Consider the following 15232-nt stretch of genomic DNA (forward strand, 5'->3'; position numbering starts at 1 on the left):
GGCCGGATACAATCACCTCTTCGATCCGACCGCCGACGGCTCGTCGGCAGGCCTCCCGTTCGAACTTCTGATCAGAAAGAAGCGCGCCCGTGAATCTCGTGAAGCCCTCGTCTGAAGCTCTCGTCGTAGGATGGTTGGCCCTCTTCTTCGCTGCCGGCCTGCAGGGCAGCGCCGGAGCCCAGGAACCGGCCTGGCTCGGCGAGCGCTCCGACCGGGCCGAGCTCGCCCTGCCGACGGTCAACGCGAAGCTACCCTCACCGGCCGAGTTCCTGGGCTATCGCCTCGGCGAGCGCTTCACCCGCAGCCACGAAGTGCGGGCCTACTTCGAGAAGCTCGCCGCTGTCTCGCCGCGGCTCGAGCTCTTCGAGTACGGCCACTCCTACGAAGATCGGCCCCTGCTGCTCGCCGCCATCTCGAGCCCGGAGAATCTCGCCCGCCTCGCCGCGATTCGCGATCGGCAGCAGCTCCTCGCCAACGAACCCGCCGGCATCGAGGATGAGGAGCGCCAAGCGCTGGTCGAGGAGCAGCCGGCCATCCTCTGGTTGGGCTACGGCGTCCATGGCGACGAGTCGTCCTCCCCCGAAGCCGCCCTCGCCACCGCCTATCTCCTCGCCGGCGGCCAGGGCGAGGTCGAAGGCTGGCTCGACGAAACCGTCGTGCTGATCGATCCGGTGTCGAATCCCGACGGTCGCGAGCGCTACATCGGCGACTTCGAGCAGCAGCGCGGACGCCTCGCGAGCAGCTGGCGCTCCTCGGCAGAGCATCGCCAACGCTGGCCCGGTGGACGCTTCAACCACTACCTGATCGACCTCAACCGCGACTGGAGCTGGGCGACCCAGATCGAGACCCGCCACCGCATCGCCGCCTACCGCCAGTGGGAACCGGTGGTGCACGTCGACCTGCACGAGATGGACGAGGAGTCGAGCTACTTCTTTCCTCCCTCCGCGGCACCCCTCAACCCCTTCATCGACCAGCGGGTCGAGTACTGGCTCGATATCTTTGGTCGCGGCAACGCGCAGGCCTTCGACGACCTCGGCTGGCTCTACTTCAAGGCCGAAGACTTCGATCTCTTCTACCCCGGCTACGGCGACTCCTATCCCAGCCTGCGGGGCGCCGTCGGCATGACCTACGAGATGGCCGGAGGCGGTTCGGCGGGCACCCGAGTGGTGCTCTCGGACGGTTCCACGCTGACTCTGGCGGACCGCGTCGCCCGCCACCTGGTCACCTCCCTCGCCACCCTCGAGACCACCGCCACCAAGCGCCTTCGGCTGGTCTCCGACTTCGTCGCCAGCCGCCTCGAGAACCAGCGCGAAAAAAGCCCCCGCACCTACCTGTGGGAGGCCGGCTGGGCCGAGGCCGAGGCCCTCGCTCGGCTGCTCTCGCTGCACGGCATCGCCGTCGAGCGACTGGGCCGGCGCAGCGACCTCGAGGTGCGCCCGACGACCAGCGCGGTGCCGCGCAAGCATCGCTTCCAAAGCGGCGCCTACGCCGTCTCCTCGGCTCAACCCCTCGGCGACCTGGCCCGCACCCTGCTCGAAACCAACACGTCGATGCCCTCGCGCTTCCTCCTCGAGCAACGCCAGCGCCTCGAGCAGAACCTCGAAACCGAGTTCTACGACATCACCGCCTGGGCCTTGCCGCTGGCCTTTCAGGTCCCGGTGTGGAGTAGCGATCAGCCGGTCCCAGACCTCAAGGCCTATGCCCCCGGCGCCAACGGCTTCGACGAAGCGATCGAGCTGCCAGCGGCCCGCGGTGCCATCGAAGGCGCCGGTCGCGTCGGCTACCTGGTGCCCTGGGGCGGCCTCGCCGGCTACCGCGCCGCCGCCAGGCTGCAGTCCGCCGGGGTGCGCTATCGCCTCGCCCTCACCGGCTTCCAGATCGAGAAGCAGCCCTACGGCCCGGGCTCCCTTTTCGTCCCCCGCACGGGCAATCCGGAAAACCTCGATGAGCTGATTCGCGACATCGCCCACAGCACTGGCCTGACCATCGAGCGGGTCGGCACTTCCTTCTCCACCTACGGCATCTCCCTCGGCTCCGACAAAGCTCAGCGGGTGCGCCCGGTGCGCATCGGTCTGCTCGGCGGCCGCGGCATTCAAGCCACCAGCTTCGGGGCCCTCTGGCACCTTCTCGACCGCGTCGTCGAAGCGCCGGTGACGCGCCTGCCAATGAGCGGTCTGCGGGATCAGGATCTGGCGGGACTCGATGTCGTCGTCCTGCCGGACGGCCGCTTCGGCAACGGCGAAGGTCCCCTTGGCGACGCCGCCAGCGGCGCCCTCGAGCGCTGGCTGCGCTCCGGAGGCCTGTTGATCGCCGTCGGCCGCTCCCTCGACTGGTTACAGCATCGCGAGCTCACCGACCTCGCGTGGCGCGAAGAGGAGTCGAAGCCGGTGCCGTCGACCCCCGGAGCCGCGGTCTCGACGCTGTTGAACGGCAACAGCCCGCTGACCGCCGGCTTGACCGCCGCTCCCGCCGTGCTGATCCAGGGCAGCCGCCTGGTGAAACCCCTCGAAGACCGCCACGGCAACCTCCTGCGGGTGGCCGAGAGCGACCCGGTGGTCGCCGGCATGATGTGGCAGGAAGCGCGCGAAGCGGTCGCCGGAACGCTGCTCGTCGGCAGCGAGCGGGTCGACCGCGGTCGGCTGGTCTATTTCGCCCAGGATCCGGCCTTCCGGGTGTTCTGGCGCAGCACCATGCCGATCCTCCTCAACGCCGCCCTGCACGGACCGAGCTGGGGTGTCGACCGCTTGCCTTAGACGCTGACCCGTCCTTCTCACCGGATCTCGCTAGCCCGAAATTCGTTCCGCTGCGGCGAGAACGCGCAGGAAGTTCTCCCCCGCAATCCCCCGAATCGCTGCCGGCGGCAGGCCACGTTGGCGCAGAGCCGTCATCAGGTCCGGGAAGCGACGCACGTCCTCGAAACCCTCGAGGGTCTCGCTGATGCCGTCGAAGTCGGTCCCCAGGCCGACGTGCTCTTCGCCCACCACCTCGACCCAGTGGAGGATGTGATCGACGTAGGACGAGAGCGGCACGGCGGGCAGTGGATCGGCCTCGAGAACCTCAGCGACCCGGGCCTCGAGCTCCGCCGGCGAGAGGTCCTCGGAAAGCCACGGGGTCACCTTCGCCAGCCGGCGGCGGTAGACCTCGGCGGCCGACGCCGACACGAAGGCGGGATAGGAGTTCACCATCACCACACCTCCCCAGCGAGCGATGTCGCGCCCCAAGCTGTCGCTCAGGTTGCGCGGCAGGTCGCAGAGGCTGCGAGCACAACTGTGGCTGGCGATGATCGGTGAGCGCAGGGCGTCGAGGGCGTGCAAGACGGCATCGTCGGAAGCGTGGGAAACATCGAGCAGAACGCCCCGGCGCTTCATCTCCCGCACCAGGCGCACGCCGCCATCGGAAAGGCCACGATGGATCTCGTCGGCACCGGCCGCGTCGCACCACTCGTGGCTTTCGAGATGGGTCGCGGTGACGTAGCGCACGCCCCAGCCGACCACTTTCTCGAGCACCCCCGACAAGCCAAGAGGACGGCCGTTCTCCACCGCCCACAGCACCCCGACAGCGCCGATGGACACCACCCGCCGCACCTGCTCCGCGGTCACCACCTCCTCGAGCCCGCCGGGCTCGAGATACCGCCTCAGGCCCTCGTACTGGGTGACCAGCCGCTCGGCCCCCGCTTCCGGGGTCAGGGACGAAGGCACGTAGAGGGCAGCCACGAAGGCCGACACTCCTCCCTCCCGCAATCGCGGCAGATCGAGGTGCCCATCCTCGAGCCGCTGACGAGGATCCGCCGGGGAATTCAACAGCCGCGACGGCAGGTCCGTGTGACCGTCGACGATGTAGAGATCAGAGCGAGACGCCATCGCTGCAGTCTAGCGCGACGTTCTCACCAGATCTCTTGGCGAAAAGGTCGAAGGTTGCGGAAGATGCAAGGCATCGGCCGGTGCCGCGACGACGCCGTACTGCGAGGAGTGCAGCCGGCCGATAACGCAGCAGATTCTGTGACCTACGGCCTTGTAGCCGAGTGCTGGTGAGAAGCTCGGACGGGCTGGCGGAGGGAGAGAGGGTAATAACCCGGGCGGAACAGTCGAGGGGCCATTCGACTCATTCCGCCCGGGTCTCCGGGACACAGAGTCCCCGAGGTCTGGCGCGCCCGCTGGGCGCCGGGCACTCGACGGAAAATCGGTCAATAACCCGGGCGGAACGGTCGAGGGGCCATTCGACCGCTACCGCCCGGGTCTCCGGGACACAAAGCCCCCGAGATTTAATTCGTGTTCTCGGCGAAGTATTCGTGGCGGTTGGCGTTTTGGATCGCCCACCCGAATGCGGTCTTCGCCGAAACATTGCACGCCATCACGCCGAAGGCCGCATCGCCGCTGCCCGCGACGACATCGAAACGGCCCAGCTGTTGATCGAAGGTCACCACCGGACTGTCGCTCCCGACCCGCGGCGCGCTCCGACTCACGCAGCGGATGATCGACAGCGAGGGGCGGTGGGAATTCCTCAGCATGCTCATAGCCTCATCGGAGTACTTTCTCAGTGATGCGACTCGCGTCTGGATGAGGCTCTTCGAGGAAAGCCGAATCGCGAATGCTGCGGGGTCTCTGAACGGCGCCGCTCACGGAGTGACTACCCTAAAGACTCTAGCGAACCCTTTCACCAGATCCAACATGCATAGTGATCGATTTATCCCCTGAAATCCGCGAATTGCGCCAGTTCCTTGGGCAGATCGTCCGATCACGGCTATACGTACCTCGGTCATATGAGCTACGCTGGAGCCTCTCTTGAAGGCTGTAGGACTTCACTCGACGGCGCTCGCAGACCCCGAGCTCGGGATCCACGAACGTTGGTCGGGAAGTGGCCCCCGGGCCTGAATCTGGTTCAGACCGTACCCGGCGAGGAGGACCTATGCGCAAGGAGCACCGCGAGCTGCTGAGGGAGCTGGAAACGAACGCCCGCCAGTCCACCGCCGAGCTCGCCCGCAAGCTCAAAGTGTCGCGATCGACGGTCCAGAACCGCCTCGAGCGTCTCGAAGAGAGCGGCATCATCGCCGGCTACACCATCCGCTACGGCCCGGAAGCGGACCGCGACGGCCTGCGGGCCCACGTCATGGTGCGGGTCAATCCCAATCTGTCGCTGCCGATTCGCGAAACCCTGCGCAAGCGCACGGAGATTCGCGCCCTCTACAGCATCAGCGGCGAGTACGATCTGATCGCGGTGGTCGAGGCCAGCAGTCCCGATGCGTTGCTCCAGCTCCTCGACTGCATTCGGGGTCTCGACGGCGTGCTGGAGACCAACACGTCGGTGCTCCTCTCGGCCCTGCTCAATCGCTGATCGGCATGAGCCCTTCGCGGCAGCCGAGGGAATTTCTCCTCGCCCGCGGCCGTTGATCAGAAGCCCGGCGTTGCTTGCCAAGCGCGCCGAGATCAGCTAGCGTTGACAGTTCGCGCGGGTCTCGCGCAACGATACACAAAACTCAGGAAGGACCGAGACCGTGAAAGCCAAAATTCATCCTTCGATGCACCTCGTCACCGTGTCCTGCGCCTGCGGCAACACCTTCGAGACGCACTCCACCAAGGAAGACCTCCGCCTCGAGATCTGCAGCGCCTGCCATCCGTTCTTCACCGGCAAGCAGAAGCTGGTCGACTCGGCCGGTCGTGTGGAGCGCTTCCAGCGGCGTTACGGCAAGCGCAAGGCCTCCTGAGGCCCGCTGACCGGCCGCCTTCCTCGCGGCCGGTCGCCGCTCGCCCCCACCCCGCCGCCCGCCCGCCCGGAATCCGCCGATGCTCGAAAAGCTCGCCCATCTCGAGGACACTCATCAAGAGCTGACCCGCAAACTGGCGGATCCGGAAGTTCTGGGTAACCCCAAGGAGTACACCGAGGCCTCCAAGGCCTTGGCCGAGATCACTCCGGTGATCGAGCTTTTCCGGCAGTATCGGGAAGCAGAACATCAGCTGTCCGAAACCCGCGACATGCTCACGACCCTCGACAAGGGCGACGAGCTCTGGGCGATGGCCCAGGAAGAGCAGGAGAGCCTCGCCACCCAGGTCTCGGAGCTCGAGGACCGACTGCGCCTCGAGCTGATGCCGAAGGACCCCAACGACCAGCGCAACGTGGTGCTGGAGATTCGCGCCGGCACTGGCGGTGACGAAGCCACCCTCTTCGCCTCCGAGCTGTTCCGCATGTACGGCCGCTACGCCGAAGAGCAGGGCTGGAAGGTGCAGGTGATCGACCTTTCCGACTCGGCCGTCGGCGGCATCAAAGAGATCTCCGCCATCATCGAAGGCAAAGGGGCCTACAGCCGGCTGAAGTACGAAGCCGGCGTGCACCGCGTGCAGCGCGTTCCGCAGACCGAGGCCTCGGGCCGGATCCACACCTCGGCGGTGACCGTCGCGGTGCTACCGGAGGCCGACGACGTCGAGATCGAAGTCTCCGAGAAGGACCTGCGGGTGGATCGTTTCTGCGCGTCCGGACCCGGTGGCCAGGGGGTCAACACCACCTACTCGGCGGTGCGCCTGACCCACCTCCCGACGGGCCTGGTGGTGTCCTGCCAGGACGAGCGCAGCCAGATCAAGAACAAGGCCAAGGCGCTGCGCGTGCTCAAGGCGCGCCTGCTCGAGATCGAGCAGGAGAAGAGCGACTCGGAGCAGAGCGAAGAGCGCCGCAAGATGGTCGGCAGCGGCGACCGCTCAGAAAAGATCCGGACCTACAACTTCAAAGAAAACCGGGTCACGGACCACCGCATCGGCCTCACCCTGCACCAGCTTCCGACAGTCCTCGAAGGCCAGATCGATCCGCTGATCGACCCCCTGATCAGCCACGATCAAGCGGCCCGCATCGAGCGCGACTCTAAAGAGATTCCTTAGGCCGCAACAGCGCCGCGAGCCCCACCAGGGTCAGCACCGCCGCCGACAGCAGGGCCACCGCCACCAGCAGGCCGAGGCGGGCGTTGGCGGGCACCTGGGAAAGCCCCAGCAGGCCGAAGCCCAAGCAAATGGCGAGGCTGTCGGAGATGATCGCCGGCCCGGTCTCGGCCACGGCTTCGCCGATCTGCCGCGAGCGGCGGAAGCTCTCCAAAAAGTGAATCGCGTAGTCGACGCCGATGCCGAGAGTGACGGCACAAAACATCGAGGTGGCGACGCCGAGGGGTATCGCCAACCAGCCCATCAGCCCGAACACCCAGGCGACGGCAACGGCCGAAGGCAAGATCGCCAGGGCGCCCCAGCGCGCCGAGCGGTAGAGCAGGCTGACCACCACCCAAGCCCCCAAGAGGGCGAGTAGCAGCGACGACACCTGGGTCCGCACGATGGCCGGGATCATCGCCTGGCTGACGGCGACATCGCCGGCCAGCTCGAGGCGGCCACCGTGAGGCCCGAAGAATCGCTCGGCCCCCGCTTCGAGGCGCTCGATGAGGGCCGCCGTGTCGCGGAAGTTGGCATCCTCGAGGAAAATCGTCACCACCCCGCCGGTGAGGGAGTCGTCGAGCACTTCGCGGCGCTTGTGCTTGCCGCGTGCCATATCGAAGCGGTCGAGCAGGCGACCGAGCTGGTAGGGCGAATCGGGCAGCTTGCGGCCGCCTTCCTGGCGCCCCATCCAGAGGTAGGAGACGGTGACCAGCTGGCTGTAGGGACCGAGCACGCCACCGACTCCCGGCTGTCGACGCAAGAAGTCCTCGAACTCGCCGAAGGCCTCCAGGGTCTCAAGCCGAAATAGCGGACCGGACCACGAGGTCAACCCCGGCAGCTTGCGACCGGGATCGTCCTCCCGCGGATCGAACTCGAGATGGGCCAACAGCACATGAGTGCCGAAGAAGCGCTCATCGACGCGCTCGGTGGCGACACGAAAGGGACTGCCGTCGGCGAACCCGTCGATCCAACTGTCCTGCACGAAGAGGCGCGGAATACCCGCCGCCAGGACCAGGGTGACGGTCGCAAGGAGAGCCAAAACCGGCCCTCGGGTGGTCGCTCGAGGCGCCAGCCCGGTCAAGGAGCGCCCCCAGCCTTCGGCGCTGCCGCGCGGCCGGCGCAGGCGCTCGGGGCCGAGGAGGCTCAGGATGGCCGGCACCACCGCCAGCGACCACGACATGCAGAACAAAATGCCGACGGCGGCGAAGATGCCGAAGAACCTCACCGGCGGAATCTCCGACACCAGGAAGGAGAGAAAGGCCAGAGTGGTGGTCATGGAGGTCAAGGCCACCGGCCGCACCAGCTCGGCGAAGGTCTGCTCCACGGGGCGATCGGCCCCCGCCGCCAAATGTTTCTGGTAACGCCACAGGATGTGGATCTCGTCTGCCAGGCCGAGGGTGGTGAGAATCACCGGCAGAATCGCGGTGGTGAGATAGACCGGCACCCCGAGCCAACCCATCACCCCGAAAGTGAAGAGCAGGCTGGCGCCGACCTCCCCGAGGGCCAGTCCGACTCCCCAAAGGCGGCGGCAACCGAGCCAAACCACCAGCGCGATGACCGCCATCGCCAACGGCAGGAGGAAGGCGAGATCCTCCAGGATATGGAGCCCGAGCAGCCCCTCGGCCACCGGGGCACCCACCACCAAGACGCGATCGGGCGCCGCATCGAAGGCCTCCACCTCGCGCCGCACCGCCTCGAAGAGGCGCCGCCGCTCGTCCGCCTCGGGCCCCTCGCCGTGCACCGCCGGCACGCCCACCAGAAGGGTCGTCGCCCGCCCGTCGAGGGCCACCAGGGTGCCGTCGAGAATCTGGGTGGCCTCGAGGTCACCGACCAGGATTTCCATCTCCTGATCGTTCTCCGGCACCGGTTCGAGGAAGGGCCGGAAACGCAGCGAACCGGTGTAGACGCGGTCCCGCTTCTCCGTCGCCAGGCTCGAGACGTAGGTGTCCCCGAGACCTTCGAGGGCCACCAGGCGGTCGCTGAGCTGGCGGACTCGCCGCAGGGTGTCGCGATTGAAGATGCCGTCCGGGTGGTCGGTCTCCACCACCACCGCAATCGGGTCGCGCAGGTCGTAGCGCTGACGCACCTCGGCATCGAGGAGCACCGCCGGGTCCGCCGGCGGCACCAGAGCGTGGCCATTGGTGCGCAGCTCGAGGCGCAGCAGGCCCGGCAGGGCGGCCGCCACCACCAGCAGCGCCAGCGCCACGGTCGCCCGCGGGGCGCGAAGCCCAACCGCCGGCAAACGCTTCAGAACTCGATCGATCAGCGGAACGCTCCTCGCCTGATGCTCAACATCGTCTCCAAGGGCGACGGTTCGCGAAACCACCCTCTTCAGGTCGCGCGCGAACGCCATCGCCGACCGCATGGTGTCACGCAGGATCTTCGTCCCGACGATCGACCGGGCTCGGACCTCCGTCCTATGCCAAAGTGCGCCAGCCCCCAGCTCGAGGGACCGCCCTTCACCTGGGGAAGCGGATTTTCTGCCGTCAGTTGCTCATTCCGAGCTCGAGAATAACGAGCTCCGAGGGGTCTCGGCACCACCTCCGGGCGGGATAAGCTGCCGACTATGGGGATCGACCTCGGCAGCCTCGTCGCCGACGCCAAAGGGCGTCTCCGGGCTGCTCCCTTCGCGCCGCCGGCGCGCGAGGCCCTGCTGCTGGCGGGATATGTGCTGGGCCTGAGCGAGGCTCAGGTCCTGGCCTTTCCAGAGCGCCTGGTGCCGCCCGATGACGCCACGCGATTCGCTCGGTTGCTCGAGCGACGCCTGGCGGGAGAGCCCTTCGCCTACCTGACCGGCGAGAAGGAGTTCTTCGGTCGCCCCTTCGCGGTCGATCGCCGGGTGCTGATTCCGCGTCCGGAGACGGAGCACCTGGTGAGCACCGCCCTCGAGCTGACGCTGCCGAACCGGCCGCGCATCCTCGACGTCGGCACCGGCTCCGGCTGCCTCGCCGTCACCCTCGCCCTCGAGCTGCCCAAGGCGCAGGTGGTGGCAACGGACCTTTCCCTCTCGGCCCTCGCCGTCGCCCACCGCAACATCGTCCGCCATCGAGTCAGTGCCCGCGTGACGACCCTCGCCGCAGACCGCTTTTCCGCCCTCGACCCGGCAACCTTCGACCTCATCGTGTCCAACCCTCCCTACATCGGTCGCCAGGACGAACACCTGCTCTCTTCGGAGATCCTCGACCACGAGCCCCACAGCGCACTGTTCTCTACTCGCCGCGGCCGCGCCATGGTGGAAGATCTGATAGAAGGGGCCGTAGGGATGAATCCCGGCACCTCACTCCTGCTCGAGATCGGCCATGATCAGATCGTCATGATTCGCCGCCACGCCGCCGCCTGGAATTGGAACCTGGTGGCCACAATTCCGGACTACGCTGGGATTCCGCGGGTCGTTCGCCTCGATCGACCCTGAAGACGGCTCAGAAAGCAGGTCGACGACCACTCACCTGCGGGCCGTTTGATGACAGACTTCCGGCTTTCCCGGAGACTGTCGTGATCCTCCCCGAGGGCTGCGACAGCGCCTGACACGAGAGCCAAGAACGACAAGGAGCACAGACCCGACGTGGAGAGATTTCGCATCGTCGGTCCCACCCGACTGGAAGGCACGATTCGGGCCAGCGGAGCCAAGAATGCCGCCCTGCCGGCGCTCGCCGCGACCCTGCTCTCGGACGAGCCCATCGAGCTCGCCAACGTTCCCGCGGTGCGCGATCTGCGCACCATGCAGCGCCTCCTCGAGCATCTCGGCATGGCGATCGAGGAGCTCGACGACGACGTCTTGCGCTTTCGCCGCGCCGGCGACTACAGCAGCCCCGACGAGGCGCCCTATGAGCTGGTCAAGACCATGCGGGCGAGCGTCCTGGTGTTGGGTCCGCTGGTCGCCCGCCAGGGTCATGCCCGAGTTTCCCTCCCCGGCGGCTGCGCCATCGGGGTGCGGCCGATCGATCAACACCTCAAGGGACTGGAAGCCCTCGGTGCAGAGATCGAGCTCGACCACGGCTATGTCACGGTGACCGCCGAAAAACTGCGGGGAGCGCGCTTTCGCTTCACCACGCTGACCGTCGGAGGCACCGAGAATCTGCTCATGGCGGCGGTGCTCGCCGAAGGCACCACGGTGCTCGAAAACTGTGCCCGGGAGCCCGAGATCATCGATCTCGCCCGCTTGCTCCAGGCGATGGGCGCAGAGATCGTCGGCGCCGGCGAGAGCACCATCACGATCCACGGCGTGCGCCAGCTCGGCACGGCCCGCCACGACATCATTCCGGACCGCATCGAGGCCGGCACCTATCTGATCGGCGCCGCCCTCACCTCCGGCGACGTCCGGGTCGAAGGCGCCCGAACCGCCGATCTGGCGCCGCTGATGGAAAAACTGGCCGAGGCCGGCGCCACCGTCGAGGGCGACGCCGGCGGCATCCGAGTGCGCGGTAACGGCGGCCTCCACCCCACCACCGTCGAAACCGAGCCCCATCCCGGCTTTCCGACCGACCTCCAGGCCCAGTACATGGCGCTGCTCACCCGCACCGAGGGCGTTTCCCGGGTTCGCGAGCTGGTCTTCGAGAATCGCTTTCAGCACGTCCCGGAGCTCAATCGCATGGGCGCGGACATCCGGGTGGAAGGCAACACGGCGAGCGTTCACGGTCCAACCCCGTTGACCGGAGCCCACGTCATGGCCACCGACCTGCGGGCCTCGGCGAGCCTGGTGCTGGCCGGAGTCGCCGCCGAGGGCGAAACCGAGGTGCACCGCATCTACCACCTCGATCGCGGCTACTCGCGCATGGAATCGAAGTTGCAGGCTCTTGGAGCCCAGGTGGAGCGCTTCGACGTTCCGATGGGCCAGTAGAGCCCGGCACTCCACCGCCTACGGAGCGGAGGGGACCTTGCAGTCATCGGGTTTCGATTCTTGGCAGGAAACGCTGTCGGCCTACCGATCGGTCATCGCGACCGGTCTCTGGCTGGCGCTGACGGTGGCGGCACCGAGCGGCCCCGTCGGCGCCAATCCGTCTCCCGGCGACCCTCGACCGGCCCTCGTCGAGCTACAAATCGATGGCCGCTACGAAGAGGCCCTCGAAGTCACCTCGATCACCCTGCGGGAAGACCCCCGCAACAGCCACCGGCTGGGCCTCGACTATCTGCGCGGCCATCTCCTCGACCGCCTCTGCCGCACCCCGCTGGCGGCGGAAGCCTTCGCCCAGGCGATGTCCAACTCGCCCCACCTCGAGATGTACAGTCGCTTCCGACTGGCCCGGGCCCAGGAGCAGTCGGGCCATCCGGAGGTCGCCGCCGGCCTCATCGCCTCGGTGGTGGCGGCGGCTCCGGCGACCCTGGTCGAGCCGGCCGTCGACCTGCTCCACCGCACGGTCTTGACCGGCGGCGATTGCCGCCTGCTGCGCGGTATCGGGCGTCAGCGGCTGCCCGAGCGCAGCCGGCGCCAGCTCACCGTCACCGACGGCCGCTGCGCCGAACGTCGCGGCGACGAAGCCGCCGCCCTCGAGCTCTATCAAGGATTGCTGCGCGAAAAGCGCGACGACGACCCGGCCCGCCAGGCGGCTCAACGGCTGCAGGATCTCCTCCCGAAGCCCCCGGCCTCGGATCTCGCCCTGGTGCTCGGCAAGACCTTCCACTGGCATCGCCACTTCGACCAGGCGATCGAGCTGCTCGCGCCGGTGGTGCGAGAGTTCGCCCAAAACCTCTCGGTCGACCAGTTCGAGACCGGCTACACCCACATCCGCAGCTACTTCTGGCAGGAAAACTATCGTTCCGCCGCCAACGGTTTCGGCGCTCTGGCGGAGCGCATCGCGGTGCCCGTGCGCCGGGCCCAGGCGCTCTACCAACAGGGCCGCTCCCTCGAGCTGCGCGGCCAGTGGTCGGCCGCCAGCCGCACCTATCGCCAGGCCTACCGCGCCGATCCCACCGGCCGATGGTCCGCCGCCGCCCTGATCGGCGCCCTGCGCCTGGAATGGCGCGGCGGCCGCGAGGAGTCGAGCCTCGATCTCCTCGACCTGCTCGCCTCGCGCCGCCAGTGGACTCGGGTGATGGCCCGCGCCGGCGTTTTCCTGGCCGCTTCCGATCTGGTGCGAGGACGCCGCGACCGCGCCGGCCACTGGCTCGACCTGGCGGAACGGGACGCCGCCCGCAACGCCGTCGAGATCGCCTACTGGCGAGGCCGACTCGCCGAGCTCGACGGCGATCTGCCGGCGGCGGTGCGACGCTACCTGCGCGCCCAAGAGCTCGACCTCTACCATCCGATCGCACAAGAAGCCCGCAAGCGCCTGCGCTCGAACGCCCTGGCCGCGGCCAGCCAGGCCGCCGGCCGCACCCTCGCCGCCTCCGACCGCAGCGACGACCTGTTCGCCGCCTGGCTCCTGCTCGGCAACGACGGCCTCGGGGGAGAGGCCCGCCAGCGCCTGATGGCTCGCTACGCCAAGGACCGCATCGCCGCGCCGATCCTGGCGGTCGCCGAGCAGCCGGTGCGTCGCTGGCCGCTCTGGCAGGGTTCCATGCGGACCTCCGAAAACCAGCTCCTCGCCCTCGGTATCTGGCAGGAAGGTCGGGCCGCCATCGATGAGCACTTCCCGACCAGCGATCCGAGCCTGGCCTTCACCGGCGCCGTGCTGCTGAACCGAGCCGGACGCACCGACCGCGCCATCGTGCGCGCCGACCACCTGCGGCGGCGAGTCTCCGATCGGGTGCCGGAGGTCTTTCTGCCGGAGCGCTTGCGGCGGCTCCTCTACCCCTTTGCCCACGGTGACCTCCTCGCCACCCAGGGCAAGAAGTTCGGTGTCGACCCCTATTTGCTGGCGGCCGTGATCCGCGAAGAGAGCCGCTTCGATCCGCAAGCTCTGTCCGCCGCCTCGGCCCGTGGGTTGACCCAGTTCGTCGCCCCAACGGCGCGTCGCATCGGTGAGGACATCGGCCTCGGTCCGCTGCAGCCGGACGACCTCTATCGCCCCGACATCGCCATCCCCCTGGGTGCCGCTTACCTCCAGGGACTGCTCGACCGCGCCCGCGGCGCCACCCACATCGCGGTGGCGTCCTACAACGCCGGCGAGCCGCAGGCGCGCCTGTGGCGCAGCTACTGCTACAGCCCCGAGCCGGCCGAGTATTTTTCGAAGGTGAGCTTTCGGGAAACGCGCGGCTACCTGCGCAAGGTGTTGAGTAGCTGGGCGCAGTACCGCGAAATCTACCGCGCCGATCTCGCCGGCTCCTGAAGCCTGAGCGCCCACCCCGTCGGCCGCGCGGCGGAAGAGATCTCTAGCAGGCTGCTGAAAAACTCGTCGGCAACCTGCGACCGGGCCCGAGAGGGCCCAGCGGCGAAGCCGTGAGACGGGGCCGCCCTGGACGGGGTGAGCCCCTACGCGGGCCGCCGAAAATCGCACTTTTTCGGGCCGGGCCGCGCAGGCGAGGGGGCGCTCATGGAGTTGCCCCGATTTTGTGGACAGAAACCGTGCTTAGGAGAATAGGCCGGGAGGAGTTCACAAAATGGTTGAGAAGCGTCGTCGTTTCAGTGAGGAGTTCAAGCGCGAGGCCGTGCGTCTGGCGTACGAGAGCGGTTGTCGTTTGAAGGACGTGGCGAAGGAGCTGGATGTTCGTCCGGATCTGATCCGCCGTTGGCGTCACGCCTTGAGTGGCGGGGAGCCTGGGAAGCCGGCTTCGGCAGAGGCGCAAGAGATCCGTCGTTTGCAGCGCCAGCTTTCGCGGATGCGGGAAGAGCGCGACATCCTAAAAAAAGCCTTGGCGATCTTCTCGGATCGGCCGCAGTGAGGCTGGACCTGGTGGAGCGGTTTCAGGCGGCCCATCCGGTGGGCCGCCTCTGCCAGGCGCTCGAGGTCTCGCGCAGCGGTCACTATGCCCGGCGGCATCGCGGCGAGTCTCGTCGTCGCCGAGAAGATCGCGTGCTCAAGCAGGAGATCCTCTCGGTCCACGGCAAGGCTCGCGGCTGCTACGGCACGCCTCGGATCGAGCAGGCGCTTCGCCGTCAGGGCATTCAGACCTCGCGCAAGCGCGTCTCACGGCTACGCCGAGAGCTAGGTCTTCGGGCCAAAGGCCGTCGCCGTTTCCACGCAACGACGGATTCGAAGCACAGCTACGCGGTGGCCCCGAATCGTCTGAACCGTCGCTTCGTGGCGGCCCGCCCGGACGAGATTTGGGTCGGGGATGTGACCTACCTGCGTCGAGGACCGGACTGGCTCTATCTGGCCTTCCTGCTCGATGTGCACTCGCGTCGGATCGTGGGGTGGTCGGTGCGAAACCGGCTCGATGAGCACCTGACCCTCGAGGCCCTCCGGCGGGCGGTGGAGTCTCGTCGCCCGTCCGCGGGCCTCATCCATCACACA

At 67.7% G+C, this 15232-nt stretch carries 12 protein-coding genes; 9 read left to right on the forward strand and 3 right to left on the reverse strand.

Annotation, left to right across the window (positions count from 1 at the left end; translation table 11 throughout):
• Positions 1-89: 89 nt before the first annotated feature.
• Entirely contained in the window at positions 90-2753 is a 2664-nt protein-coding gene (locus AAF604_01925) for a M14 family zinc carboxypeptidase (protein ID MEM7048380.1), read from the forward strand.
• Between the two features lie 30 nt (positions 2754-2783).
• Here the strand turns inward: AAF604_01925 and AAF604_01930 are convergent, their stop codons facing one another.
• Entirely contained in the window at positions 2784-3860 is a 1077-nt protein-coding gene (locus AAF604_01930) for a membrane dipeptidase (protein MEM7048381.1), read from the reverse strand.
• Positions 3861-4261: 401 nt separating this feature from the next.
• Positions 4262-4423, reverse strand: coding sequence for a hypothetical protein (locus tag AAF604_01935; GenBank protein MEM7048382.1), 162 nt, complete (start codon positions 4421-4423; stop codon positions 4262-4264).
• A gap of 482 nt (positions 4424-4905) precedes the next feature.
• On the opposite strand from AAF604_01935, the gene AAF604_01940 reads away from it, so the two are divergent.
• From AAF604_01940 to prfA, 3 genes are all read left to right on the forward strand, one after another.
• Entirely contained in the window at positions 4906-5331 is a 426-nt protein-coding gene (locus AAF604_01940; GenBank protein ID MEM7048383.1) for an Lrp/AsnC family transcriptional regulator, read from the forward strand.
• A 160-nt stretch (positions 5332-5491) separates the two neighbouring features.
• On the forward strand, positions 5492-5701 hold the full coding sequence (rpmE, locus tag AAF604_01945; protein MEM7048384.1) for a 50S ribosomal protein L31: 210 nt from the start codon (positions 5492-5494) through the stop codon (positions 5699-5701).
• 79 nt (positions 5702-5780) lie between these two features.
• Entirely contained in the window at positions 5781-6863 is a 1083-nt protein-coding gene (gene prfA / locus AAF604_01950; GenBank protein ID MEM7048385.1) for a peptide chain release factor 1, read from the forward strand.
• On the opposite strand, the gene AAF604_01955 is transcribed toward prfA, so the two are convergent.
• Positions 6847-9255, reverse strand: a complete 2409-nt coding sequence (locus AAF604_01955) for an MMPL family transporter (protein MEM7048386.1) — start codon at positions 9253-9255, stop codon at positions 6847-6849. The two genes, prfA and AAF604_01955, sit on opposite strands and share 17 nt — an antisense overlap.
• Before the next feature lie 213 nt (positions 9256-9468).
• Between AAF604_01955 and prmC the strand changes: the two genes are divergently transcribed.
• The 5 genes from prmC to AAF604_01980 all read left to right on the forward strand — a co-directional run.
• Entirely contained in the window at positions 9469-10314 is an 846-nt protein-coding gene (gene prmC, locus AAF604_01960; protein MEM7048387.1) for a peptide chain release factor N(5)-glutamine methyltransferase, read from the forward strand.
• 150 nt (positions 10315-10464) lie between these two features.
• On the forward strand, positions 10465-11739 hold the full coding sequence (gene murA, locus AAF604_01965; GenBank protein MEM7048388.1) for a UDP-N-acetylglucosamine 1-carboxyvinyltransferase: 1275 nt from the start codon (positions 10465-10467) through the stop codon (positions 11737-11739).
• A 37-nt stretch (positions 11740-11776) separates the two neighbouring features.
• On the forward strand, positions 11777-14107 hold the full coding sequence (locus tag AAF604_01970; protein MEM7048389.1) for a lytic transglycosylase domain-containing protein: 2331 nt from the start codon (positions 11777-11779) through the stop codon (positions 14105-14107).
• Between the two features lie 271 nt (positions 14108-14378).
• Entirely contained in the window at positions 14379-14660 is a 282-nt protein-coding gene (locus AAF604_01975) for a transposase (GenBank protein ID MEM7048390.1), read from the forward strand.
• Positions 14661-14671: 11 nt separating this feature from the next.
• Positions 14672-15232, forward strand: a 561-nt coding sequence (locus tag AAF604_01980; GenBank protein ID MEM7048391.1) for an IS3 family transposase, incomplete at its 3' end; no start/stop codon positions are given.

It is taken from the genome of Acidobacteriota bacterium (genome assembly GCA_039028635.1).
Classification (GTDB): domain Bacteria; phylum Acidobacteriota; class Thermoanaerobaculia; order Multivoradales; family JBCCEF01; genus JBCCEF01.